23 protein-coding genes and 3 tRNA genes are annotated in these 23,942 nt (G+C 64.4%); 11 read left to right on the top strand and 15 right to left on the bottom strand.

Annotation, left to right across the window (positions count from 1 at the left end):
* Nucleotides 1-12: 12 nt before the first annotated feature.
* From CAF53_RS13495 to tkt, 4 genes are all read right to left on the bottom strand, one after another.
* Nucleotides 13-909 (bottom strand): fructose bisphosphate aldolase, encoded by an 897-nt coding sequence (locus CAF53_RS13495; protein ID WP_046764492.1) that lies wholly within the window; start codon nt 907-909, stop codon nt 13-15.
* A gap of 125 nt (nt 910-1,034) precedes the next feature.
* Nucleotides 1,035-2,237 (bottom strand): phosphoglycerate kinase, encoded by a 1,203-nt coding sequence (locus CAF53_RS13490; protein WP_100238316.1) that lies wholly within the window; start codon nt 2,235-2,237, stop codon nt 1,035-1,037.
* A 70-nt stretch (nt 2,238-2,307) separates the two neighbouring features.
* Nucleotides 2,308-3,318, bottom strand: coding sequence for a type I glyceraldehyde-3-phosphate dehydrogenase (gene gap, locus CAF53_RS13485; protein ID WP_046764494.1), 1,011 nt, complete (start codon nt 3,316-3,318; stop codon nt 2,308-2,310).
* A gap of 28 nt (nt 3,319-3,346) precedes the next feature.
* Nucleotides 3,347-5,314 carry a transketolase gene (gene tkt / locus CAF53_RS13480; protein ID WP_100238315.1) on the bottom strand — a complete coding sequence of 656 codons (1,968 nt, stop codon included), beginning with the start codon at nt 5,312-5,314 and terminating at the stop codon, nt 3,347-3,349.
* Nucleotides 5,315-5,504: 190 nt separating this feature from the next.
* Between tkt and CAF53_RS13475 the strand changes: the two genes are divergently transcribed.
* The 4 genes from CAF53_RS13475 (at nt 5,505) to CAF53_RS13460 (ending at nt 7,042) form a co-directional block, all read left to right on the top strand.
* A complete protein-coding gene (locus CAF53_RS13475) occupies nt 5,505-5,684 on the top strand; it encodes a hypothetical protein (protein ID WP_100238816.1) in 180 nt (59 codons plus the stop codon).
* Nucleotides 5,677-6,012, top strand: a complete 336-nt coding sequence (locus tag CAF53_RS13470; RefSeq protein ID WP_046764496.1) for a cell division protein ZapA — start codon at nt 5,677-5,679, stop codon at nt 6,010-6,012. Before CAF53_RS13475 ends, CAF53_RS13470 begins: the two co-directional genes overlap by 8 nt.
* Before the next feature lie 198 nt (nt 6,013-6,210).
* A complete protein-coding gene (locus CAF53_RS13465; protein ID WP_100238314.1) occupies nt 6,211-6,783 on the top strand; it encodes a 5-formyltetrahydrofolate cyclo-ligase in 573 nt (190 codons plus the stop codon).
* A gap of 16 nt (nt 6,784-6,799) precedes the next feature.
* Entirely contained in the window at nt 6,800-7,042 is a 243-nt protein-coding gene (locus tag CAF53_RS13460) for a DUF2842 domain-containing protein (RefSeq protein ID WP_100238313.1), read from the top strand.
* A gap of 210 nt (nt 7,043-7,252) precedes the next feature.
* On the opposite strand, the gene CAF53_RS13455 is transcribed toward CAF53_RS13460, so the two are convergent.
* The 3 genes from CAF53_RS13455 to CAF53_RS13445 all read right to left on the bottom strand — a co-directional run bounded on the left by CAF53_RS13455 (nt 7,253) and on the right by CAF53_RS13445 (nt 8,685).
* Nucleotides 7,253-7,329, bottom strand: a tRNA-Asp gene (locus tag CAF53_RS13455).
* Between the two features lie 83 nt (nt 7,330-7,412).
* Nucleotides 7,413-7,489 (bottom strand) — tRNA-Asp (locus CAF53_RS13450).
* 41 nt (nt 7,490-7,530) lie between these two features.
* Nucleotides 7,531-8,685: an AI-2E family transporter gene (locus CAF53_RS13445; protein ID WP_100238312.1), complete on the bottom strand. Its 1,155-nt coding sequence runs from the start codon at nt 8,683-8,685 to the stop codon at nt 7,531-7,533.
* Between the two features lie 172 nt (nt 8,686-8,857).
* Between CAF53_RS13445 and CAF53_RS13440 the strand changes: the two genes are divergently transcribed.
* A complete protein-coding gene (locus CAF53_RS13440) occupies nt 8,858-9,325 on the top strand; it encodes a hypothetical protein (RefSeq protein WP_100238311.1) in 468 nt (155 codons plus the stop codon).
* 67 nt (nt 9,326-9,392) lie between these two features.
* Here CAF53_RS13440 and CAF53_RS13435 read toward each other — a convergent pair whose 3' ends face one another.
* The 4 genes from CAF53_RS13435 to thyA form a co-directional block, all read right to left on the bottom strand.
* On the bottom strand, nt 9,393-10,637 hold the full coding sequence (locus CAF53_RS13435; protein ID WP_100238310.1) for a dihydrolipoamide acetyltransferase family protein: 1,245 nt from the start codon (nt 10,635-10,637) through the stop codon (nt 9,393-9,395).
* Nucleotides 10,638-10,643: 6 nt separating this feature from the next.
* Nucleotides 10,644-11,648 (bottom strand): alpha-ketoacid dehydrogenase subunit beta, encoded by a 1,005-nt coding sequence (locus CAF53_RS13430; protein ID WP_046764887.1) that lies wholly within the window; start codon nt 11,646-11,648, stop codon nt 10,644-10,646.
* A gap of 119 nt (nt 11,649-11,767) precedes the next feature.
* Nucleotides 11,768-13,066, bottom strand: a complete 1,299-nt coding sequence (locus CAF53_RS13425) for a 3-methyl-2-oxobutanoate dehydrogenase (2-methylpropanoyl-transferring) subunit alpha (protein ID WP_100238309.1) — start codon at nt 13,064-13,066, stop codon at nt 11,768-11,770.
* A gap of 110 nt (nt 13,067-13,176) precedes the next feature.
* A complete protein-coding gene (thyA, locus tag CAF53_RS13420; protein ID WP_197707416.1) occupies nt 13,177-14,121 on the bottom strand; it encodes a thymidylate synthase in 945 nt (314 codons plus the stop codon).
* Nucleotides 14,122-14,296: 175 nt separating this feature from the next.
* Here thyA and CAF53_RS13415 point away from each other — a divergent pair, with 175 nt between their 5' ends.
* The 3 genes from CAF53_RS13415 (at nt 14,297) to CAF53_RS13405 (ending at nt 16,129) form a co-directional block, all read left to right on the top strand.
* The gene (locus CAF53_RS13415; protein ID WP_100238308.1) at nt 14,297-14,596 is read left to right on the top strand and encodes a JAB domain-containing protein; all 300 of its coding nucleotides are present in this window, start codon (nt 14,297-14,299) and stop codon (nt 14,594-14,596) included.
* 104 nt (nt 14,597-14,700) lie between these two features.
* Nucleotides 14,701-14,777, top strand: a tRNA-Pro gene (locus tag CAF53_RS13410).
* 290 nt (nt 14,778-15,067) lie between these two features.
* Entirely contained in the window at nt 15,068-16,129 is a 1,062-nt protein-coding gene (locus tag CAF53_RS13405) for a LacI family DNA-binding transcriptional regulator (protein WP_046764888.1), read from the top strand.
* Nucleotides 16,130-16,250: 121 nt separating this feature from the next.
* Here CAF53_RS13405 and purB read toward each other — a convergent pair whose 3' ends face one another.
* The gene (gene purB, locus CAF53_RS13400) at nt 16,251-17,564 is read right to left on the bottom strand and encodes an adenylosuccinate lyase (RefSeq protein ID WP_100238307.1); all 1,314 of its coding nucleotides are present in this window, start codon (nt 17,562-17,564) and stop codon (nt 16,251-16,253) included.
* 258 nt (nt 17,565-17,822) lie between these two features.
* Between purB and CAF53_RS13395 the strand changes: the two genes are divergently transcribed.
* Nucleotides 17,823-18,200: an EF-hand domain-containing protein gene (locus CAF53_RS13395; protein ID WP_100238306.1), complete on the top strand. Its 378-nt coding sequence runs from the start codon at nt 17,823-17,825 to the stop codon at nt 18,198-18,200.
* Between the two features lie 105 nt (nt 18,201-18,305).
* Here CAF53_RS13395 and CAF53_RS13390 read toward each other — a convergent pair whose 3' ends face one another.
* The 3 genes from CAF53_RS13390 to CAF53_RS13380 all read right to left on the bottom strand — a co-directional run bounded on the left by CAF53_RS13390 (nt 18,306) and on the right by CAF53_RS13380 (nt 21,922).
* Nucleotides 18,306-18,494 (bottom strand): hypothetical protein, encoded by a 189-nt coding sequence (locus CAF53_RS13390; RefSeq protein ID WP_046764505.1) that lies wholly within the window; start codon nt 18,492-18,494, stop codon nt 18,306-18,308.
* A gap of 68 nt (nt 18,495-18,562) precedes the next feature.
* On the bottom strand, nt 18,563-21,052 hold the full coding sequence (gene ligD / locus CAF53_RS13385; RefSeq protein ID WP_100238305.1) for a DNA ligase D: 2,490 nt from the start codon (nt 21,050-21,052) through the stop codon (nt 18,563-18,565).
* Nucleotides 21,053-21,055: 3 nt separating this feature from the next.
* Nucleotides 21,056-21,922, bottom strand: a complete 867-nt coding sequence (locus tag CAF53_RS13380) for a Ku protein (protein ID WP_100238304.1) — start codon at nt 21,920-21,922, stop codon at nt 21,056-21,058.
* 139 nt (nt 21,923-22,061) lie between these two features.
* Here CAF53_RS13380 and CAF53_RS13375 point away from each other — a divergent pair, with 139 nt between their 5' ends.
* Together CAF53_RS13375 and CAF53_RS13370 are read left to right on the top strand one after the other, a co-directional pair.
* On the top strand, nt 22,062-23,183 hold the full coding sequence (locus CAF53_RS13375) for a fumarylacetoacetate hydrolase family protein (RefSeq protein WP_100238814.1): 1,122 nt from the start codon (nt 22,062-22,064) through the stop codon (nt 23,181-23,183).
* Nucleotides 23,180-23,938 (top strand): SDR family oxidoreductase, encoded by a 759-nt coding sequence (locus CAF53_RS13370; protein ID WP_100238303.1) that lies wholly within the window; start codon nt 23,180-23,182, stop codon nt 23,936-23,938. Before CAF53_RS13375 ends, CAF53_RS13370 begins: the two co-directional genes overlap by 4 nt.
* Nucleotides 23,939-23,942: the final 4 nt, after the last annotated feature.

The raw sequence follows: 23,942 nt of genomic DNA, 5'->3' as shown, positions 1-23,942 counted from the left end.
GGCCTCGCCCTATCAGGCCGCCTTCTGGGTCGAAGCGCCGTGAATTTCGTCGATCGCTTCGCCCAGCGACGCGTTGAACTCATCGTCATTCATCTGGTGACGCAGATCGTTCAGCAGCGCGCGGCTGAAGCTGGCGATGATGCCGCGATTCTTGGCCAGTTCGACGCAGGCTTCCGAGCGCGAGAAGCCGCCCGACAGCGCCACCACGCGCAGCACGCGGGGATGGTCGACCAGCGGATCGAACAACCCGGCCTTCACCGGCAGCGACAGCTTCAACATCACCTTGTCGTCGCCCGGTAGAGCGTCGAGATTCTTGAGGATTTCCTCCAGCAGGATCTGGTCGGCCTCGGCGCGCTCGGGGCTCTTGATGTTGACTTCCGGCTCGATGATCGGAACGAGTCCCGCGGCCAGGACCTGCTGCCCCACCTCGAACTGCTGCTTGACGACGGCGGCGATGCCCTCGCGGTTGGCGAGGTTGATGACCGAACGCTCCTTGGTGCCGAACACGCCCAGCGCCTTGGCGCGGTGCAGCAGCGTGTCGAGGGTCGGATTGGGCTTCATCAACTGAACGCCGTTCGCCTCGTCCTCCAGACCCTTGTCGATCTTGATGAAGGGCACGACGCCGCGCTCGATCAGCGCCTGCGGCACGGACTGACCGCCCGCTTCGCCGTCCATGGTCCGCTCGAACAGGATCGCGCCCAGCACCTTTTCGCCCGAAAAGACCGGCGAGGTGATGATGCGGCTGCGCATCGCGTGGATCAGGCCGAACATTTCCTCTTCATTGGTCCAGGCGTCTTCCTCGATGCCATAGCCCTTCAGCGCCTTGGGCGTCGAACCGCCGCTCTGGTCGAGCGCCGCGATGAAGCCGTTGCCGCCTTCGATCTTCGCCTTCATGTCCTCGAACTGCATCTGCACATACCTCTTGGTTGGATGCGCCGCCCTCCCGGCAGCGCGTCTAGGGGAAGGACGCCCTTGCACAGCGTCCACGTTCGAGCCGGGCCAGCCACTCTCCAGAGCCGGCCCCGCAATCTGGTTCAGGCCATCAACGCCTTGACGCCGGGCAGTTCCTTGCCTTCCATCCATTCGAGGAAAGCGCCGCCAGCGGTCGAAACGAAGCTGAAATCGCCCGCCACGCCCGCATGATTGAGCGCCGCGACGGTATCGCCGCCGCCCGCGACTGAGGTCAGCCCGCCTTCCTTGGTGAGCGCAGCGGCGGTTTTCGCCAGCGCCACGGTCGCCTTGTCGAAGGGCGCGATCTCGAAAGCGCCGAGCGGGCCGTTCCATACCAAAGTCCGGCAGTTCTTCAGCGCGTCGCCCAACGCCTCGACCGCCGCCGGGCCCACATCTAGGATCATCTCATCCTCGGCCACTTCATGGACGTTGCAGGTGCGCAGCGACGGCGGATTGGCGGCGAACTCCTTCGACACCACCACGTCATAAGGCAGGTGGATGGTACAGCCAGCCGCCTCGGCCTTGTCGAAGATCGCCTCGGCGGTCTCAGCCAGGTCTTTCTCGCACAGCGACTTGCCGATGTCGACGCCGCGCGCATAAAGGAAGGTGTTGGCCATGCCGCCGCCGATGATCAGATGATCGACCTTGGCGACGAGATTGTTCAGCACGTCGAGCTTGGTCGACACCTTGGCGCCGCCGACGACCGCCGCGACCGGCTTCACCGGCTCGCCCAGCGCGGCCTGGAGCGCGTCCAATTCCCTCTCCATCGAACGCCCGGCAAAGGCGGGCAGCTTGTGCGCCAGCCCCTCGGTCGAGGCATGGGCGCGGTGCGCGGCGGAGAAGGCGTCGTTGACATAGAGATCGCCGATCGCCGCCATCGCGTCGACCAGCGCGGGATCGTTCTTTTCCTCGCCGGCATGGAAGCGGGTGTTTTCAAGGATGGCGATGTCGCCGTTGCGCATCACCGCAATGCCGTCGGTCGCCGCTTCGCCCTGGCAATCGGGAATGAACTGCACGTCGCGGCCCAGCACCGCCGTCAGCGGCCGGGTGATCTTCGACAGAGAGAATTCCGGGTTCTTCTGCCCCTTGGGACGGCCGAAATGAGCGAGGATCAGCACTTTTGCGCCACGATCCGCCAGTTCCAGCACGGTCGGCATGGCGGCGCGCAGACGGGTGTCGTCCGACACGGAACCATCCTGCATCGGCACGTTCAGATCCTCGCGCACCAGCACCACCTTGCCCGTGATGTCTCCCATGTCGTCGAGTGTCTTGAACGGCTTTGCCATGATCGCTCCCTGTAGCGCGTGGAATTGGATGAAAAACCCCGCCGGAGCGGTCCGGCGGGGTTCGTGTCGTTTAGAGGAACTTCGCCACGACGCCGGTCGTGTCGATCATGCGGTTCGAGAAGCCCCATTCATTGTCGTACCAGGACAGCACGCGCACCAGCGTGCCGTCGATGACCGCCGTTTCCAGGCTGTCGACGGTCGAGCTGCGGGCATCGCCATTATAGTCGATCGACACCAGCGGCTCGTCCGAATAGCCGAGCACGCCCTTGAGCGGGCCGGATTCCGAAGCGGCCTTCAGCAGGTCGTTGACTTCCTGAACGGTGGTCGCGCGCTTGGCGTCGAACTTCAGGTCGACGACCGAGACGTTCGGGGTCGGCACGCGCACCGACGAACCGTCCAGCTTGCCCTTCAGCTCCGGCAGAACCTCGCCCACGGCGCGGGCGGCGCCGGTGGTGGTCGGGATCATCGACAGGGCAGCGGCGCGGGCGCGGCGCATGTCCTTGTGGAGCTGGTCCAGCGTGTTCTGGTCGTTGGTGTAGCTGTGGATCGTGGTCATGAAGCCGCGCTCGATGCCGATCGCATCGTGCAGGACCTTCGCCAGCGGGGCGAGGCAGTTGGTGGTGCAGCTCGCGTTCGAGATCACGATGTCGTCGGCGGTCAGCGTCTCATGATTGACGCCGAACACCACGGTCTTGTCGACGCCTGTCGCCGGAGCGGAGATCACGACGCGCTTGGCGCCCGCGGTCAGATGCGCGCTGGCCTTTTCCTTGTCCGCGAAGATGCCGGTGCATTCCAGCGCGATGTCCACGCCCTGCGCGGCGTGCGGCAGCTTGGCGGGGTCGCGCTCAGCGGTCACGGCGATGCGCTTGCCGTCGACGACCAGGAAATTGCCGTCGACGCTGACTTCGCCGGCCCAGTTGCCGTGCACGGAATCGCGCTTGAACAGCAGGGCATTGGACTTGGCATCGCCCAGATCGTTGATGCTCACCAGTTCCAGATCATGGTCGGTCCGCGACAGGATCGCGCGGGCGACCAGACGGCCGATGCGGCCGAAACCGTTGATTGCTACCTTCGTTGCCACTGCACTTGTCTCCCGGTTGGTTTGAATTTCAGTCGAGCGCGGCAGCGATCTGCGGCGCGATCTTGGCGGCGGTCAGGCCGAAATGATCGTAAAGCACTTCCGCAGGGGCAGAGGCGCCGAACGTATCGATGCCGAAGCGCAGACCGGCGATGCCGACATAACGCTCCCAGCCAAAGGTCGTCCCTGCCTCGATCGAAGCGCGCAGGACATGGTGCGGAAGGAGATCATCCTTATACGCCTGCGGCTGTGCGTCGAAATGCGCCCAGCTCGGCATGGAGACGACGTCCGCGCCGATGCCTTGCTCTTCCAGCAGCGCGGCGGTGGCGACGGCGATCTCGACTTCGGAGCCGGTCGCGACCAGCACCACCTTGCGCTCGGCGGTTGCGGCCTTCAGGCGATAGGCGCCCTTGGCCGACAGATTCTCGCCCGCCTCTTCGGTGCGAAGCTGCGGCAGGTTCTGGCGGGTCAGCGCCAGCACCGACGGGCCGGTCGCGTCCTTAAGCGCCAATTCCCAGCACTCTGCCGTCTCGACGATGTCCGCCGGACGATAGACATCGAGGTTCGGGATCATGCGCAGCGACATGACATGCTCGATCGGCTGATGGGTCGGGCCGTCTTCGCCGAGGCCAATGGAGTCATGGGTCAGCACATGGATGGCGCGGATCTGCTGGAGCGCGGCCAGGCGGATGCCGCCGCGCATATAGTCGGAAAAGACCAGGAAGGTGCCGCCATAGGGAATGACGCCGCCATGCAGCGCCATGCCGTTCATCGCGCAGGCCATGCCGAACTCGCGAATGCCGTAATAGACATAGCGGCCCGAATAATCGTCCTTCGTCAGCGGCCCGGTCGACTTGGTCTTGGTGTTGTTGGAGCCGGTGAGGTCCGCCGAGCCGCCCAGCGTTTCGGGCAACAGGTCGTTGATCGCGCCCAGCGTCAGCTCGCTCGCCTTGCGGGTGGCGACCTTCTGCGGATTGGCGATCAGCGTGTCGATATAGGCATCGAGCGAGAAACCGGCGGGCAGATCGCCCGCCATGCGCCGCTCGAACTCCGCCTTCTGCCCGTTGGCGCCAAGTCGATCGGCCCAGGCAGCATGGGCGTCGCCGCCCTTGGCCCCGATGGCCTTCCAGGCAGCGGCAATATCCTCGGGGATCACGAAAGGCTCAGCCGTCCAGCCAAGGAATTCGCGGGCAGCGGCGACTTCCGCCTCGCCCAGCGCCGATCCATGGACGCCCGAAGTGCCCGCCTTGTTCGGCGCGCCATAGCCGATCTTGGTGGCGCAGGCGACCAGCGACGGACGCGGATTGGCCAGCGCCTCATCGATGGCGCGGCGCACATCGGCCACGTCATGCCCGTCGCAGGACACCACATGCCAGCCGGTCGCGGCATAGCGCGCCCGCACATCCTCGCTGCTCGACAGGTCGACCGCGCCGTCGATGGTGATCTTGTTATCGTCCCACAGCACGATCAGGCGGCCAAGGTTCAGATGCCCCGCCAGACCGATGGCTTCATGGTTGATGCCTTCCATCAGGCAGCCGTCCCCCGCCAGCACCCAGGTCCGGTGATCGACGATCTCATCCCCGAACTGCGTGTTCAGATGCCGCTCGGCAATCGCCATGCCGACAGCCGTGGCAAGGCCCGACCCCAGCGGCCCAGTGGTCGCTTCCACGCCCGCCAGTTCGAAATTCTCGGGATGCCCGGCGCAGGGGCTGCTGAGCTGACGGAAATTGGCGATGTCTTCCATCGTCGGCTTGGCATAGCCGGTCAGGTGCAGCAGCGAGTAGATCAGCATCGACCCATGGCCCGCCGACAGCACGAAGCGGTCGCGATCGGCCCATTTCGGCGCCTTGGGATCGAACTTCAGATAATCCTTGAACAGCACGGTAGCAACGTCCGCCATGCCCATCGGCATGCCCGGATGGCCACTATTGGCGGCCTGCACCGCGTCCATGGAAAGCGCCCGGATGGCGTTGGCGAGGGACTTTTCGGAAACGGTCATCGGCGCGGCGTCTTTCCTGGCTTTTCAAGCGGCCCCCTGTTCAGGCCGTCGAGTCGAGTTTGCGCTCCCTTTGTCGACTCAGGGACAAGGCGTCAACTACGGGCGGCCCCGGGGGCGCGCCAAGCCGCCGAATGACTGCTTTTGCGCGGCGAAAACTTTGTCTATGCGTGGGACCATGGCAAGCGACCGCATGATGCAGGCGATCCGCGCGCTGGAGCGTGCGATCGACCGGTTCGAACAAGATGTGGACGGCCTTTCGTCGGCCGCCTCCTACGACCCATCCTCCGGCGTCGACGCTGCGGCTGCCCGATCGGCGCTGCGCTCGCTGGACAGTCTCATCACGGAATTGAAGGGCCAGACTGGTGGCTGAAACCACATTGCACATCGCCGGGCGCGTCTATGACATACGTTGCCGCGACGGCGAGGAAGCGCATCTCGCGCATCTCGCCAACCTGATCGAGCGCAAGGCGCGGTTGGCGCAGCAGAACACGCCAGGGCTGACCGAAGTGCGCACGCTGTTGTTCGCCGCGCTCTTCCTGGCGGACGAACTCAACGACCTGAAGCGCGAGGCGATCGGCCGCCAGCAGAGCCTGGCGCTGGAGCCGGAGGACGAACCTGCCATCCGCGCCCTCGAATCCCTCACCACCCGCATAGAAAAGCTGCGCGAAAGGCTTGTCGACGCCGCGCCCGAAGCCTAGATAGACAGGCGACGGGTACTGCGCGGTACGAGCTTTAGCGAACATCCCTGAGGCGATAATCACATCCACGGGGACTGTCCCTGGGCGGGCTCCGGCCCGATCTACATGGTTCCCACCTGACGTTGAGGCGTCAGAGGATTTTCCAGCACACGGCCGAGGCGGTCCCGTCACCCTCCTCCCCAATCCCAGGGCCCCAAGATGAGCGACGACACCGAAAAGGCGACCCTGCGCGCGATCGCCCGGCAAAGGCGGCGCGCTTTCATGGCCTCGCTCGATCCGCTGGCGCACCGGCTGGCGTTCAAGGTGATCCCCTCGCCGCTTGCCCGGCGGCTGGCCGATGCGCAGGTGGTGGCGCTTTACATGGGTCTGGACGACGAAGCCCCGGCACAGCGGCTGGCGGCTCCGTTGCAGGCCATGGGCAAGACGCTGGCCCTGCCCCGCGTGCTGGATCGGCTTGGCTCCATGGATTTCCTGCAATGGCAGACGGACGCGCCGCTCCAGCCCGGGCCCTTCCGCACCAGCCATCCCGAACCGGGCGACGGACCGGTCGTGCCCGACGTCATCATTGCGCCGCTGGTCGGTTTCGACCGGGCGATGAACCGGCTGGGTCAGGGCGGCGGCTATTATGACCGCGCCTTTGCCCGCTATCCCGATGCCCTGCGCGTGGGTCTTGCATGGTCGGTGCAGGAACATGACGAACTGCCCGCCGATCCGTGGGATTTGCCGCTGCATCTGATCCTGACCGAAATCGAACTGATCGAAGGCGCCTGAAAGTGAGCATCCGAGAATGAGCATCGACCCCCGCCACCACTATAAACCAAGTTGGCGCAAGCCCGCCGGCATGTTCATGATATTGGGGCTGATCGCGCTCTGGGCCGTGCTGGTAGGCAGCCTTTCCGGCTTGATCGGGCGATTGCCGATGATCGTCCAAGTGCCGGTCTATGTGTTTCTCGGCCTGATCTGGATTTGGATATTGCCGCTGAAACGCCTGCTCTCCTGGATGGAAACGGGGCGTTGGCGCAGTTTTTGAAGTGAAGATGGGTGGTTAGCTGCCACTCAAACTCGTCATCCCAGCGAAGGCTGGGATCTCGTGAGGCTGGGCTGTCCCCTCTCGCCTGAGATCCCAGCCTTCGCTGGGATGACGAATTGTTGACGTCCGCTTCTGGCCAAAACCAGTCACACGCACCCATGTCAGGAAAAGCCAGCTTCCCACCGGCAGGACACTCAATCTTGAAAGGAGTGGCGCGAGTGACGGGGCTCGAACCCGCGACCTCCGGCGTGACAGGCCGGCGCTCTAACCAACTGAGCTACACCCGCGCAAGGGCGGCATCTTGGCGCGATCCTGAAAAGATCGCCAGACGATGCTGATCTGAAAAAACCATCCACTTCCCTATGAGAAATGGCGCGAGTGACGGGGCTCGAACCCGCGACCTCCGGCGTGACAGGCCGGCGCTCTAACCAACTGAGCTACACCCGCGTTCGGTGTGGGCGGGCATCTATGCGGCCCCGTTCCCCCTGTCAACTGTCTGCAACATGAGTTTCTTGGCTTTCGTCATTTTCTTTGCGCGGGGACACTGTCAACGTGCCGCGCTCGAACAGGAAACCGGCGATATCCGGCGTTCCGGCGGCGGAAACCACGGTCTGGATGATGATCAGCAACGGCACACCCAGCAAGGCGCCCGGCGTCCCCCACACCCATCCCCAGAAGGTCAGCGACACCAGAATCAGCAGCGGGTTCATGGTCAGCCGCCGCCCAAGAATCGTCGGCGTCACGAAATTGGCCTCGACCAGATGAAAGCCGATCTGGAGCGCGGCGGGCAGCAACGCCTTCCACACATCGTCGAACACCATAAGGCCGCCCAGTGCCAGCAGCACAGCGACCAGCATCGGCCCGAAATAGGGCACGAAATTCAGCAGCGCGACGATGCCGCCCCACATCAGCGGCGACGGCATGCCGATCAGCCACAGGGCAAAGGCGACCGCCAATCCCAGGCACAGGTTGATGGTGGCGATCGTCAGCACATAGGCGGAGGTCGCGTCCACGACATTCTGGATCACCCGCGCCACGGCCATGGCGCCGTCGAAACTTTCGCGGCTGTTGATCGTCCGCCGCCGCAACTTCGTCCAGCCGGCGAGGAAGAAATAGATGATGAGCAGCGCGAACACCATCTGGATGATGGCCGAAGGCGCGGAGGTAGCGGCAAATTGCAGCAATGATCGTGGCGCATCCACCGCTGCCGTCTGCGCCGCCGCCACCGGCCCCGTCGCCAGCATCTGCACCGTCTCGTCCACGAAGCGCAGGAGTTGCGAATAAAAGTCGATCAGCGGCGCCAGATTATTCTGAATCTTGGGCAGTCGCTCCGGCAACAGCCGAAACCAGTCGGCTGCGGGGACGACGATCAGCACCAAGGCCGTATTGGCCACCAGCAGGAAGGCGATCACCGCCGTCAGCGCCGCCAGCGGCGAAGGCACGCCCCGCCGCTCCATCCATTCCAGAAAGGGCACCAACGCGATCGCGACCACCAAGGCGGCCGTCAGCGGCAGGAAAAACTCCGCCCCCTCCTGCAAGGCGAAGGGCAAGGCCAACATCAGCCCGATCCCGGTCGTCAACGCGATCGACGCCAGCAGCCGGTCCCGGCGCCTGTTGATCTCCTGCTGTTCCTGAGGTGTCACGCCCGAATTCCCTGCCCGTCGCCCTTTTTCTGCACGGGCGGCCCCTCTCCGTCAATTTGCGTGCGTCAATTTACATCAGCGAAACAGGTGGATAGCAAGGGAAACAAGGCCTTAACCAAATCTTCGGCACTTGGCTGCCACATTCGGCGAGAAAGGAAGTCGGGGGACTGGCATGAAATCGGGGGTTTGGTTCGTTGCCCTGGCCTGTCTGGGCGTGCCGCACATCGCGCAGGCGCGGCAGGACATCAGGCTGGAAACGCAGATGTTCGTCGAACGGACGAGCACCGACATCAACGGCCGCGAGCGCCGCATCCTGCAAAGTGCCGACCGCGCAGGATCGGGCGACCAGGTGATTCTCGTGGTGAACTGGCGCAACCAAGGCTCACGCCCTGTCCGCAACCTTGCCGTCACCAACGCCGTTCCGCGCGGGGCGCAACTCGACCTCTCCGATCCTTCGATGCAGGTCTCGGTCGACGGCGGCGCCCATTGGGGCCGCCTGACCGACCTCTGGCTGCCGACGGCGCTCGGTGGCACCCGCCGGGCGATCCCGGCGGACATCACCCATGTCCGCTGGACCGTCCCACAAGAAATCTCCCCCGGCGAAAGCGGCCGCCTCAGCTACCGCGCGACAGTGCGCTGAAATATCGGGGGATTGGCAGGGAAGCCCGGAAATCCACCGGGCGCGCACCCAACCACCCCCGACATCCCTAATCCGCGAACAGCAGAACCGGCGTCTCCAGCAACTTCCGTACCGCCTGGACGAAGCTTGCCGCATCCCAGCCATCCACCACGCGATGGTCGCAACTGATCGACAGGTTCATGAGCTTGGCGGGCACCACTTCCCTGCCCCGGAACACCGGTCGTTCGATGATGCGATTGGGCCCGATGATCGCGACTTCCGGGCGGTTGATCACCGGCGTCGTCGCCACCCCGCCCAGCGGCCCCAGCGATGTCAGCGTCAGCGTGGAGCCCGACAGTTCCTCCGACTTCGCCTTGCCCGTCCGCGCTGCATCGGCCAGTCGCCTGATCTCCGCCGCCAACTGCCAGACATTGCGGTCCTGCGCGTCGCGGATCACCGGCACCATCAGCCCCGCATCGGTCTGCGTCGCCATGCCCAAATGCACCGCGCCATAACGCGTCACCACACCTGCCTCATCGTCATAGCGCGCGTTCAGCATCGGGAATTCGGGCAATGCGCGGCAGATCGCCACGATCAGCAGCGGCAGCATGGTGAGCTTGGGCTTGTCGCCGCGATGGGCGTTCAACTGCTCACGCATCTCCTCCAACGCGGTGACGTCGATTTCCTCGACATAGGAGAAATGCGGAATGTTCCGCTTGGATGCGGCCATATTCTCCGCGATGCGGCGGCGCATGCCGATGACCTTGACCGCCTCGTCGGCGCGCCTGGCGGTGCGCCCGGCAGGCCGATAGCCCTGCCCCGACCCGTAAAGCAGGAAAGCGTCAAGGTCGGAATGCCGGATATGATCGCCGTTCGGCTTCACCTGGCTAAGGTCGATGCCCAGTTCCTTCGCCCGCGCGCGAACCGCGGGCGAAGCAAGAACCTCCACCTTGACGACTTCCTCTTCCTTGACCGCTGGGGTGGCTGCGGGAGCGGGCGGCTGTTCTTCCACGACGACCGGCGCGGGCTCGGCAGCAACAGGAGCTGGAACTTCAGCCGCTTCCGCAACCTCGGAAGGCGCCTCGGCCTCCCCCTCCGTCTCGATTTCCACCAGCATCGATCCGATGGCGATCTGCTCCCCCGGCTCGCCCGCCAGCCGGACCACGACGCCCGCGACCGGCGTTTCCATCTCCACCGTCGCCTTGTCGGTCATCATGTCGGCGATCGGCTGGTCTTCCTCAACCCGATCCCCGACCTTCACATGCCAGCCGACGATCTCCGCTTCCGCAATGCCTTCGCCGATATCCGGCAGCCTGAACGTAAAAAGCGCCATGGCCTGTCAGTCCTTCAAAATCTTGTTGATGGCTTCGCGAATCCGCACCGGGCCGGGGAAATAAGCCCATTCCAGACTATGCGGATAAGGCGTGTCGAAGCCGGTCACGCGCTCGATCGGCGCTTCGAGATGATAGAAGCAACGCTCCTGCACCAGCGCCATCAGTTCCGCGCCGAAACCGCTGGTCCGCGTCGCCTCATGCACGATCAGGCAGCGCCCGGTCTTCTTCACCGACCGTTCGATCGCCTCGATATCCAGCGGCACCAGCGTCCGCAGGTCGAGTATCTCGGCATCGACGCCCATTTCGCGCACCGTGTTCTCGACCACATGGACCATCGTGCCATAGCAGAGCACCGTCAGCGCCGCGCCCGGCCGCGCCACCCGCGCCTCGCCCAGCGGCACCCGGTAATAGCCCGTCGGCACCTGCGCCGCCTCATGCCCGGCCCAGCTCTTCGCCGGCGTGTCATAATGCCCATCGAACGGCCCGTTATAGATGCGTTTGGGTTCGAAGAAGATCACCGGATCATTATCCTCGATCGCCGCGATCAGCAGCCCCTTGGCATCATAGGGCGTCGAGGGGATCACCGTCTTCACCCCTGACACATGGGTGAAGATGCCCTCGGGCGACTGGCTGTGCGTCTGCCCCCCGAAAATCCCGCCGCCAAAGGGGGAGCGGACCGTCATGGGGGAGATGAACTCGCCCGCCGACCGGTAACGCAGCCGCGCCGCTTCCGACACCAGCTGGTCCAGCGCCGGATAGATATAGTCCGCAAACTGGATTTCCGGCACAGGCCGCAGGCCATAGGCACCCATGCCCACCGCGACGCCGATGATGCCGCATTCCGTGATCGGCGTGTCGAACACGCGGTTCTTGCCATATTTCTGCTGCAACCCCGCCGTTGCGCGGAAGACGCCGCCGAAATAGCCGACATCCTCCCCCATCACGACCACGTCCGGGTCACGGGCCATCATCACGTCCAGCGCGCTGTTGATCGCCTGGATCATGTTCATCTGCACGACCTCGCCGTGCGTTTCGGTCATGATCCCGCTCGCAGCGTTGGGTTCGTTCGCTTCGCTCATAGCGTTGGGTTCGTTCGCTTCGCTCATAGCGTTGGGTTCGTTCGCTTCGCTCACAGGCCAGCCGCCTTCCATTCATCCAGCATTGCCTGCTGCTGTTCGCGCAGGTGCCAGGGCATCTCCTCGAACACGCCCTCGAACATGGTCTTGAGCGGATGATGGTGCAGGCCATGGCCGAGAATGCCGTTCTTCTCCGCCTCCTTCGCGGCGTCGCGGACCATTTCGGCCAATTCCTTGTCCATCGCCGCGTGGCGATCCTCGTCCCATATGCCCAGACCGATGCAATGCTTCTTCAACCGCGCGATCGGATCGCCCAGCGGCCAGTGGCTGGCCTCGTCGGCGGAGCGATAGGCGCTGGGATCGTCCGACGTGCTGTGCCCCTCCACCCGATAGGTGAAATGCTCGATCAGCGTCGGCCCGGCATTGGCCCGCGCCCGGTCGGCGGCCCAGCGCGTCGCGGCATAGACCGCCAGCGCATCATTGCCGTCGACCCGCAGCCCCGCAATGCCATAGCCGATGGCCCGCGCCGCAAAGGTCGTCGCCTCCGCTCCCGCAAAGCCCGAAAAGCTGCTGATCGCCCACTGATTGTTCACGACATTCATGATCACCGGCGCCCGATAGACGCTGGCGAAGGTGCAGGCCGAATGGAAGTCGCCCTCCGCCGTCGACCCCTCGCCGCACCAGGTCGCCGCGATCCGCGTATCCCCCCGCGCCGCGCTGGCCATCGCCCAGCCGACCGCCTGCGGATATTGAGTCGTGAGATTGCCGGAGATGGAGAAGAACCCCGCCTCCCGCGCGGAATACATGATGGGAAGCTGACGCCCCTTCAGCCGGTCGCCCTTGTTCGAATAGATCTGGTTCATCATGTCGACGATCGACCAGCCGCGCGTGATCAATATGCCCTGCTGGCGATAGCTGGGGAAGCACATGTCGTCGCTCGCCAGCGCCAGCGCGGCCGCGACCGACACCGCCTCCTCCCCCTTCGACTTCATGTAGAAGCTGGTCTTGCCCTGCCGCTGCGCCCGGAACATGCGCTCGTCGAAAGCCCGCGTCAGCGCCATGGAGCGCAGCATCTTGAGCAATGTCTCGGGCGGCAGCTTCGGGTCCCAGGGACCGACCGCGGCGCCCTCTTCATCCAGCACGCGAACCAGCCCATAGGCCAGATCGCGTATCCCCGCCGGTTGCGCCGTCTCGTCCGGCCGGGCCTGGGCGCCCGCGGGCGGGATATCGAAGTCGCTGAAATCGGCGGTGTCGCCCGGGCGGAATTTCGGCTCCGGCACATGCAGCCGCAGCGGAGGCAGATTGCGCCCCGCCCCATCCCTTCCGGCGTCCGAATAGATCCGGTCGCTCATCCTGCCTCCTTTTGTGCGTTGCAATAATATTGCGTACAGCAATTATTATATTACAACACTCACAAAGGCAAGTCTTACTGACCCATTCGCCGCAAGCGCTTCCCGCGTCGTCAGACCGCCACGGGTGCCGGAATGTGCCTTTGTGGCGCGTAATCAATCACCTCGAAATCTTCGATTCGATAGTCGAAAATCGATGAAGGCCGCCGATTGATCCGCAATTTGGGCGCGCCAGACGGATTTCGGCCGATCTGCTCCTCCACCAGCCCGGCATGGTTGAGATAGAGATGGACGTCCCCGCCCTGCCAGACGACCTCGCCCGGCTCCAGGTCGCATTGCTGTGCCAGCATCCGCGTGATCATCGACAGGCCGAAGATGTTGAAGGCGAAACCCAGCCCCAGATCGCAGCTGCGCTGGAACAGCAGCCCGTTCAGCCGCCCGTCCGCGACCTGAAACTGATAGGTCATGTGGCAGGGCGGCAGCGCCATGCGCGATACCTCCGCCACATTCCATCCGGTGAACAGCAAACGCCGCGACCCCGGATTGTTCCTGATGCCCTCGACCAGATCGGCGATCTGGTTATGCCCCTTCGCCGCCCGGCGGTAGAGACCGTCCCCGACCTCCTCATAGCGCGGCCAGTTCACCCATTGCGCGCCATAGACCGGCCCCAGATCGCCCCAGCGCGCCGCAAAGGCCTCATCCTCGACGATCCGCGCCTCGAAAGTGTCGCGATCCATCTCTTCTCCGGTCGCGCGCCGATAGGCATCCAGCGGCCAATCGGTCCAGATATGCACGCCCTGCCGCACCAACTCGCGGATATTGGTGTCGCCGGTCAGGAACCACAGCATCTCCCGCGCGGCGACCTTCCAATAGACGCGCTTGGTGGTCAGCAGCGGCACGGCATCGTCAGCCAGCGAGAAACGCATGGTCGCGCCCAATATCGACCGCGTCCCCACACCCGTCCGGTCGATCCGTTCGTCGCCATGCCGCCAGATCTGCCGCATCAGGTCCAGATATTGCTGCTCATAATGGGGCGACGGGCTGGTCAAGGCGGACATCTTTCTGTTTCTGCTGGCCTGATTCTCGCCTGATTCTGGCGATGGCCTTCCCGCATGTAGCCGAGCCGCCCGTCCGCGCCAAATGCTGCGAAACGGATCAGATAGCGCGCCGTTCGCTCCGAATGGGAGCAGCATCCCCCTGTCACGATCGCGGCGTCAGGGCATCCTGCCATGCATGTGTGCGCCCTCCTCCTCCTCCCTGCATCTCCTCGTTCTCGACGACGAATGGCGACCGCTCGACCGGTTGCGGGCGGATCACGACTGGCGCGGCATCGTCGACAGGCTGCTCCGCTGGGACAGCCGCTGGGTCGCCCTCGATCAGCAACGCACAGGCATCCCCCTGCCCGGCTGGGCGGACATCCACCTGACCCGAAGTCTTTCGAAACGCCTTCGCCCCATCGAGATCGCGCTCGCCGACCATGTCATTCATGCCGGAAACAATCACTTCAGCTTCCGCGAAGCCGGGCTGCTGTGAATGGTCCAAAAATTTCTTCGTCCCCCGCTTGCCAGCCGGAAAAGCCGCCTCTATAGGCTGCGGCCTGCCCAGCGGGACCGCCTGAAAACGGACCTGCGCACGGTCGGGGAGTAGCTCAGCCTGGTAGAGCACTGTCTTCGGGAGGCAGGGGCCGGAGGTTCGAATCCTCTCTCCCCGACCAATTATTCTTGCATCGCAGGCCCAAGGAAGTGGCGCTGCGGTCCCCGCAAAAATGCCCCGACCGACAGCGAAGGAAGGCGGGGCAAGTTTGGGTCGCACAACAGGCGTTAACCTGCCGGGGATAAGAACGCCGGAATGCGGAAACGGTTTCCGGCACCGGCCGATTATCCTTTCGTCCGATGCCACCTTCTGCCGGCGGAAGATCGTCATGCCGACGCACCGCCCGGCACAGCAATATTTCGCTTAGCCTCGGGCGAGCTTCCCGCTACCATCGCATCCATGAATGCCGATATGCCTCCGCCCCCGCCAGAAGCCAAAAGTTCGCGCCGCCAGCGCAACGCCCCCACCATCAACGATGTCGCGAAACATGCGGGCGTCTCCCCCATGACCGTGTCGCGCGTCATCAACGGCGAGCAGATCGTGCGCGCCGCGACGCGGGAAAAGGTGGAAGCCGCGATCGCCGCGCTCAACTATTCACCCAGCGCGGCGGCGCGCAGCCTGGCGGGTGGCGAAGAAACGCGGATCAGCCTGCTCTACAGCAACCCGTCCGCCTCCTATCTGAGCGAGTTCCTGGTCGGCAGCCTGGATCAGGCAAGCCGCAGCGGCGTCGACCTGGTGGTCGAGAAATGGGATGAGGAAACCGCCGTCACCACGGTGGTCGATCACCTGTTGCGGGGCCGGATCAACGGCGTCATCCTGCCGCCGCCGCTCTGCGATCATCAGGCGATGAAGGACGCGCTCATCGCCGCGAATATCGTCGCCGTGGCGGTCGCGACCGGTGAGGCCCCGGCCGACATGTCGGCCATCAGCATCGACGATCATGCCGCCGCGCTGGCGATGACCCGCCATCTGATCGCACTCGGTCACCGGCGCATCGGCTTCATCAAGGGCCATCCCAACCAGAGCGCCAGCCAGCGCCGTTTCGAGGGCTATGGCGACGCCCTGGCCGAAGCCGGCATAATGTTGGATGATGCGCTGGTCCAACAGGGCTATTTCACCTATCGGTCCGGACTGGACGCGGCGGAGCGGATATTGGCGCTGCCCAAGCCGCCGACCGCCATCTTCGCCAGCAATGACGACATGGCGGCGGCGACCGTCGCCATCGCCCATCGCAGTGGACTGGATGTGCCGGGCGATCTCACCGTCTGCGGCTTCGACGACACCTCGCTCGCCACCACCATCTGGCCCGAACTGACGACGATCCGCCAGCCGATCAGCGCCATGTCGCGCGCTGCCGTCGAGTTGCTGGTCAAGCAGATCAAGGCACGCAAGGGCAAAGCGGAGGAGAAGCCTTCCCATCTGCTGCTCGACTATGAGCTGATCCGGCGACAGTCCGACGCCGTCCCGCATTGAGATTGCGCCGTCCCGCCCATCGTCTTGCGATCAAGGCGGGGGTGGTCTCCACGGCTGGTGGAAACCGACGAGAAAGGGCGCGTTGCCGCGCCCTCATCATGTTCCTTATGTCACCGGATTCTTATTCGCCAAAGACGCGTGCAAAGATCGTGTCGACCTGACGGAAATGGTAATCGAGGTTGAACTTCTCCTCGATCTGATCGGCGGTCAGCGCGGCGGCAACGTCCGGATCGGCCTTCAGCAATTCCATCAGCGAAAGCTGGCCGTCCGATTCCCAGACCTTCATCGCATTGCGCTGGACATAGCGGTAGCTGTCCTCACGGCTCACGCCCGCTTGGGTCAGCGCCAGCAGCACGCGCTGCGAGTGGACGAGCCCCCCCATCTTGTCGAGATTCTTCATCATCCGCTCGGGATAGACGAGCAGCTTGTCGATCACCCCGGTCAGGCGGCCCAATGCGAAGTCGAGCGTGATGGTGGCATCCGGCCCGATATAGCGCTCGACCGAAGAGTGGCTGATGTCGCGCTCATGCCACAGGGCGACATTCTCCATCGCGGGCAGGGCATAGCTGCGTACCATGCGGGCGAGGCCCGTGAGGTTTTCGGTCAGCACCGGATTGCGCTTGTGCGGCATGGCGGAACTGCCCTTCTGGCCGGGCGAGAAATACTCCTCCGCTTCCAGAACCTCGGTGCGCTGCAAATGACGGACCTCGACGGCCAGACGCTCGATCGACGAAGCGATCACACCCAGCGTGGCGAAGAACATGGCATGGCGGTCGCGCGGAATGACCTGCGTCGACACCGGCTCTATCGCAAGGCCCAGCTTTTCGGCGACATGCTTCTCCACGCGCGGGTCGATATTCGCGAACGTGCCGACCGCGCCCGAAATGGCGCAAGTCGCGACCTCCTCGCGGGCAGCGACCAGGCGAGCACGGCAGCGCGAAAATTCGGCATAGGCCTCCGCCATCTTGAGGCCGAAGGTCACGGGTTCCGCGTGAATGCCATGGCTGCGGCCGATGGTCGGGGTCAGCTTATGCTCATAGGCACGACGCTTGATGACCTCCAGCAGCTTGTCGAGATCCTCGATCAGGATATCGGCGGCGCGGCTGAGCTGCACGGCAAGGCAGGTGTCGAGCACGTCGCTCGACGTCATGCCCTGGTGCATGAAGCGCGCTTCGTCGCCCACCTGCTCCGCCACCCAGGTCAGGAAGGCGATCACGTCATGCTTGGTGACGGCCTCGATCGCGTCGATCGCAGGCACGTCGATGGCGGGATTGGTCGCCCACCAGTCCCACAGCGCCTTGGCCGCCGATTCGGGCACCACGCCCAGCTCGCCCAGCTTTTCGGTCGCATGCGCCTCTATCTCGAACCAGATCTTGAAACGGGCCTCCGGCTCCCAGAGGGCGGTCATTTGCGGGCGGGCGTAACGGGGGACCATCGGGCGAATCCTGCGTGCATGAGTTGAAAAGTCGCTGCGCCGCCTAGCAGCACGACCGTCCGGGGGCAAATCGCACGCTTTTGAACCCCGGGGAGAACCGGCTTTTGGGTGCCTCATCCCATTAATCGCAGCATCGAGCGGCGAATCGACCCAAATGGCGGGACGAATGGGGCGGGATCCATAAAAACTCAGGAACTTCCCTATTTCATCTGGTTATTATCCCTTTGGAAAATCGAACGGCTTGTTCTGGAGAAGGTCATGATCCGCGCCTGTCTTTTGACGATGGCTGTCTTCGTTGCGGCGCCCGCGCTGGCACAGGCCGGCGCCGCACCGCAGGGCAATGAAGGCCAGGGCAACGCGGCTCAGCCCGCCAAGTCCGGCGATGCGGTAGCATCGATCGTCGAGACCGAATTCCCGGCCTATGACCAGAATCATGACGGCCAGCTCGACAAGGCGGAATTTTCCCGCTGGATGGTGGCGCTGAAGGACCAGGAGATGAAGGCGACGGGCACGTCGCTGGCGCCGGCCGAGGTGACGGCCTGGGCCGACGGCGCCTTCATCACCGCAGACGCCGACAAGAGCGCTACCGTCAGCAAGCCGGAGTTGATCGCCTATCTGAGCGGCGGCGCGGGATAAGATAAACCACCCCGCCCCGAGGCGGGTATGAGCCCAAAACGGGTCGCATCATGAGGCGGCATGGAGCGAAGGCCATGCCGCCTCTTTTTTGCACGGCGCGGAAAGTCAGCCGCGCTTCTTGTTCGCGTAGAGCAGCGCCGCGACGATCGCGGCGGAACCGATGCCGACGGCAGTGCCCATCCACACTGCCTTGCCCGCCGATTTGCGCGCAGCGGTGGCCATGTCGGACTTGTCGGGGGTGGAAACGGAGGTTGCGGCGCCGCTTTCGGGCGCTTCTTCGGTCGGCTTCGTCATGGTGATTCCCGATATGCAACAAAGCCCAAGCGCAGGAAAGGCGGATGCGGCGAAAATATTGCAGCCCGTCAGACGGCGGGCAGGAGCTGACGGGCCACACCCCAGCCGCGAAGGGCGCGCGACGATGCCCGATCAAGCAGTGCCGCGACATCCTTGACCGTGAAATGCGCGGCGCCATCCATATCCGCAAGTTCATCCCAACTGACCGGCGCGGCGACGGGAGCCAGTTCTCGGGCACGCACGACATAGGGCAGCACGGCGGTGGCTCCTCGCTGGTTGCGCAGCCAATCGATGAAGATCCGTCCCTTGCGCTTGGCCTTGCTCATCGTCGCGGTAAAGCGGTCCGGTTCCGACGCGGCCAGCGCCCGGGCGAAGCGGTCCGCGAAATCCTTGACCTGCGGCCATTCGGCTTCCGGGGTCAGCGGCACGACGACATGCACCCCCTTACCGCCCGAAAGCATCGCAAAGCTGGTCAGTCCCAGATCGTCGAGGGCGCGCCGGATGTCGCGGGCCGCCTTCTTCACATCCCCGAAATCCAGCCCCTCATCGGGATCGAGATCAAACACCATACGGTCGGGACGTTCCACATCCCGCACCAGCGAACCCCAGCCGTGAAATTCGATCGCCCCCATCTGGACGCAGGCGATCAGGCCGTCCGTATCCTCGACATAGAGATAGTCTTCCTTGCTTCCATCCTTCTCGCGGATCGGCACATGCTTCACATGATCGCCGAAGCTGCCGCTGTCATGTTTCTGGAAGAAGCATTTCTTCGCCCTGCCCTGGGGACAACGGACGAGACTGATCGGACGGCCGGCGATCCAGGGCAGCATCGCCCCGCCCATCGCCGCATAATAATCGGCAAGCTGGCCCTTGCTGATCTTCGCCTCGGGAAAGATCAGGCGATCGAGATGGCTGATCGTGACGTCGCTTCGGGGTTGCGGGGTGGGCATGGCTTTCTCGGCGGTAACGTCCCTTGCCGCCTTGTCCTCGCGCAGGCCAAGGAAGCTGGCGTGACGGACGACATGATCGGCGGTGAATTCGGCGAAGGCGATTTCCGCGACCAGATCGGGGCGGACCCATTTCACTCCGCGCGTTTCGCTGCGCGGGACAGGGAGCGCGGCGGTCTTGCGCGATCGCCGGGCCAGCGCCGCGACCAGTTCCTCACTATTGGCAAGGTTGAAGCCGGTGCCGACCTTCCCGGCATAAACCAGCCCCTGGCTCTCATTCTGCGCAAGCAGCAGGTTGCGAATGGCGCGCCCCGACGCACTGCTCGGCGTCCAGCCGACGACGACGAATTCCTGCCGCCGGGTGCATTTGACCTTGAGCCAGTTCTTCGTGCGGGCGCCGCGATAGGCCGCGTCGGCGCGCTTGGAGATGATCCCTTCCTGCCCTGCCTCGCATAGCGCGTGGAACAGCTTTTCGCCGGCGCCAACGACATGATCGGCAAAATGGATATGGGCCGTACCGTCCCCCAACAGGGCAGCGAGTTTCTCCTTGCGGGTGATATTGGGCTGATCGGTCAAATCCTGGCCGTCCAGCCGGAGCAGGTCGAAGGCAAAGAGGTGGAGAGCCGCCTGCCCCTCGCCCTTCAGGGTGCGCTGTAGCGTGGAAAAGTCGGGATTTCCCTCATCATCGAGCGCCACGATCTCCCCATCGATCAGTGCCGGGGGCAGGTCCATGCCGCCAATTTCCGATGCGATGTCCGCGAACCGCCCCGTCCAGTCCAGCCCTGTGCGGGTGAAGATCGTCGCCTTGCCGCCCGCAACCGACAGCAGGCACCGATAGCCGTCATATTTGATCTCATGCATCCAGCCGCCGCCGGTGGGCACGGCATCGACCAGCGTGGCGAGCTGCGGTGGCTGAAAGCCGGGTGGCTTGGGCGGGCGCGCCCTGGCAGAAGCCTTGGCGGGCGTGGCAGCCGCCGCCTTCGCCATCGCGGCGTCGAATGCCTTGCCTTTCTTGCCCTTCAGGGAAACGCTCGGCGCACCGGCTGCGATCTCGCCCATGGTACGGCCGCTCTTGACGCTGGTCAGCTCGCGGGCGGTCAGCGTGTCGGCGCTTGCCGCATAGGCATCGTCGATTTTGCGAAGCAGCCAGTTTTCATGCTTTTCCCGGCCTTTCGGCTTCAACCGGATAAGCAGCCATTCTCCCTGCATGCGTGTTCCATGGAGGATGAAATGAAGATGGCCCTTGTCCAGGTCCTTCGCGCTTTTTCCCGGGACGGGCTCCCACCTCCCCTCATCCCAGAGCATCACCGTACCGCCGCCATATTCGCCCTTTGGAATGGTGCCTTCGAACCCGGCATAGGACAGCGGATGATCCTCCGTCCGAACGGCCAGACGCTTGTCGCCGGGATCAAGACTTGGGCCCCGGGTGACCGCCCAGCTCTTGAGCACGCCATCCATCTCAAGGCGGAAATCATAATGCAGCCGGGTGGCGTCATGCTTCTGGACGATGAAATTGTTGCCGCGACCGCGACCGCGCTTGCCGGCCGGTTCCCTGGTACGGGTGAAATCGCGCTTGCGGTTGTAAACGCTGAGGGGATCGGCCGCCGCCATGACTCAGGCCCGCTTGCGCGCAGCAGGCTTGCGCGCCGGGGTTTGGGGGGCAACGGCTTTTCGCGTGGGCGCCTTCGCACTGCCGGTGTCGACCGATTTCTTGAGGGCCGCCATCAGGTCGATCACATTGCTGCCGCGCCGGGCGGGAGCCTCCTCCTTGTCCTCGATGATATGGCGGCCCTTGGCCTTTTTCTTCTTCTCGATCAGCCGTTCCAGCGCATCGACATAGCGGTCGTGGAAGCTGTCGGGCTTGAAGGGCGCCGTCTTCTTCTCGATCAGCGTTTCGGCCAGATCGAGCAGTTCCGCGTCGGGCTCGGCATCCTCGATATCGCGGAAATAGCCTTGGGCGCGGTTCACCTCATCGGCATAGCGCAGCGTCTCCAGCACCATGCCGCGGCCGCAGGGCTTCAGCGACACGATATATTCCCGCCCCCGCATCGCGAGTTGGCCAAGCCCGACCTTCCTGGTCCGCCGCAGCGCCTCCCGCAGGACGATGAAGGCCTCCTCGGCCAGATCGTCCGCGGGAACCACATAATAAGGCCGTTCATAATAGAGCACGTCGATCTCGCTCGCCTCGACGAACTGGGTCAATTCGAGCGTCTTCTTGCTCTCCAGCTTCACCGCCTCGATCTCGTCGGGCTGGAGAAGGACGTAATCGCCCTTGGAGACCTCGAAACCCTTGACGATATCCTCCGGCTTGACCGGGCCAAGGCCGGGGACGGTCTTTTCGTAGCGGACGCGCTTGCCGGTCGGCTGATGGATCTGATGAAAGGCGATCTGGGCGCCCGACCTGGTGGCGGCATAGATTTCCACCGGGATCGAAACCAGCGCCAGGCGAATCTGACCCTGCCAATATGCGCGCGCGGCCATGAGTGGGCAGCCTCCGTTTTTCCATGAATGAATGCGCGAATGGAAGCACAGTTCCCCGTCTACGACTGCTGGGGTCTTGACTTCGGTCGCCAGTCATGTTGGTAGCGCTATCAATTACGGTAATGTTTAGGAGTCGATGATGCCGGGCGCCCCCTTGCTGCTCGATGGCCTGCCCGCCGACTGGCGGTCGGGTCTGTTCCTTGGCCGCGTCGAAACGGCGGACGGGCCCAGCCCGATATTGGTCGAAGGCGGCATCGCTTTCGACATGAGCCGCGTGGCGCCGACGGTCGCGCAACTGGTCGAGCGGCTGCCCCTGTCAGCCGACCAGGGTGAACGGCTGGGCGCGCTGGATGCGCTGGACCTGCCGTTGCTCAGTCCGATCGACCTGCAATGCGTCAAGGCCTGCGGCGTGACCTTCGCCCTTTCCGCCATCGAGCGCGTGATCGAGGAACGGGCGCGCGGCAATGCCGACGCCGCAGCGGACATCCGCGCACGGCTGGAGGAACGGGTCGGCGGATCGATCCGCGCGGTCGTGCCGGGTTCCGGCCAGGCCGCCGCGCTCAAGCAGGCGCTGATCGAGGATGGTGTCTGGTCCCAATATCTGGAGGTGGCGATCGGCCCCGACGCGGAGGTCTTCACCAAGTCGCCCGTGCTGTCCACCGTGGGCGCGGGGGCCGAGATCGGCATCCGGTCGGACTCCACCTGGAACAATCCGGAACCGGAAATCGTGCTGATCGTCGACGCGAACGGCAGGGCCGTCGGCGCGACGCTGGGCAACGACGTCAATCTGCGCGATTTCGAGGGCCGCTCGGCGCTTCTGCTCGGCAAGGCCAAGGACAATAATGCCTCCTGCTCGCTCGGGCCGCTGATCCGCCTGTTCGACGCGGATTTCACCATCGACGATGTCCGCAATGCGGAGGTGGAGCTGACGATCGACGGACCGGAGGGCTATCGCCTCGAAGGCAGCAGCAGCATGAACCAGATCAGCCGCGATCCGCTGGAGCTGGTACGCCAGACGCTGTCGGAACATCATTATCCCGACGGCTTCGCGCTGTTCCTGGGGACCCTGTTCGCGCCTGTACAGGACCGGGACGAACCGGGCCGCGGCTTTACCCATAAGGTCGGCGATGTCGTCGCCATCTCCACCCCTCGCCTCGGCAAGCTGGTGAACCCGGTGGTGACATCGAAGGAGGCCGCACCCTGGGGTTTCGGCCTGGCCGCGCTGATGACCAATCTCGCCAAGCGGGGCCTGCTCGCATGAATCGCGCCCTCTATCCCAGTCTCAAGGACAAGCGCGTCTTCATCAGCGGCGGCGGCAGCGGCATCGGCGAAGGGCTGGTCGAGGCCTTCGCCGCGCAGGGCGCGCGCGTCGCCTTTTGCGACATCGCCAAAGCGGAAAGCGAAGCACTGGTCGAACGGCTGAGCGATGCCGCCTTCCCTCCGATCTTCCACCATTGCGACCTGCGTGACATCGATGCGGTGCAGGCGATGATGGCACAGGTGGAGCAACAGCTTGGCGGGATGGATATCCTGATCAACAACGCCGCCAATGACGACCGGCACGGCGTGGACGACGTGACCCCGGCCTATTGGGACGAGCGCATCGCCGTGAACCTGCGCCACCTTTTCTTCGCGGCGCAGGCGGCGGTGCCGGCGATGCGGCGCGCGGGAGGCGGCGTGATCCTGAATTTCGGATCGATAAGCTGGCATCTCGCCCTGCCCGATCTGGTGCTGTACCAGACCGCCAAGGCCGCGATCGAAGGGCTGACGCGCAGCCTGGCCCGCGACCTTGGCCGCGACAATATCCGCGTCAACACCATCATCCCCGGCAATGTGAAGACGCCGCGCCAGGAGAAATGGTACACGCCCGAGGGCGAGGCCGAGATCGTCGCGGCCCAGTGCCTGGACGGGCGCATCCTGCCCGCCGACGTGGCGGCGCTGGCGATGTTCCTGGCCTCCGACGATGCCCGCATGTGCACCGGCCATGATTATTTCATCGACGCCGGCTGGCGCTGACGCC

Origin of the sequence: Sphingobium sp. LB126 (assembly GCF_002795205.1) — a bacterium.
GTDB lineage: Bacteria > Pseudomonadota > Alphaproteobacteria > Sphingomonadales > Sphingomonadaceae > Sphingobium > Sphingobium chungbukense.
Note: the sequence above shows the minus strand (reverse complement) of the source record. Positions and strands in the feature narration are given on the sequence as shown.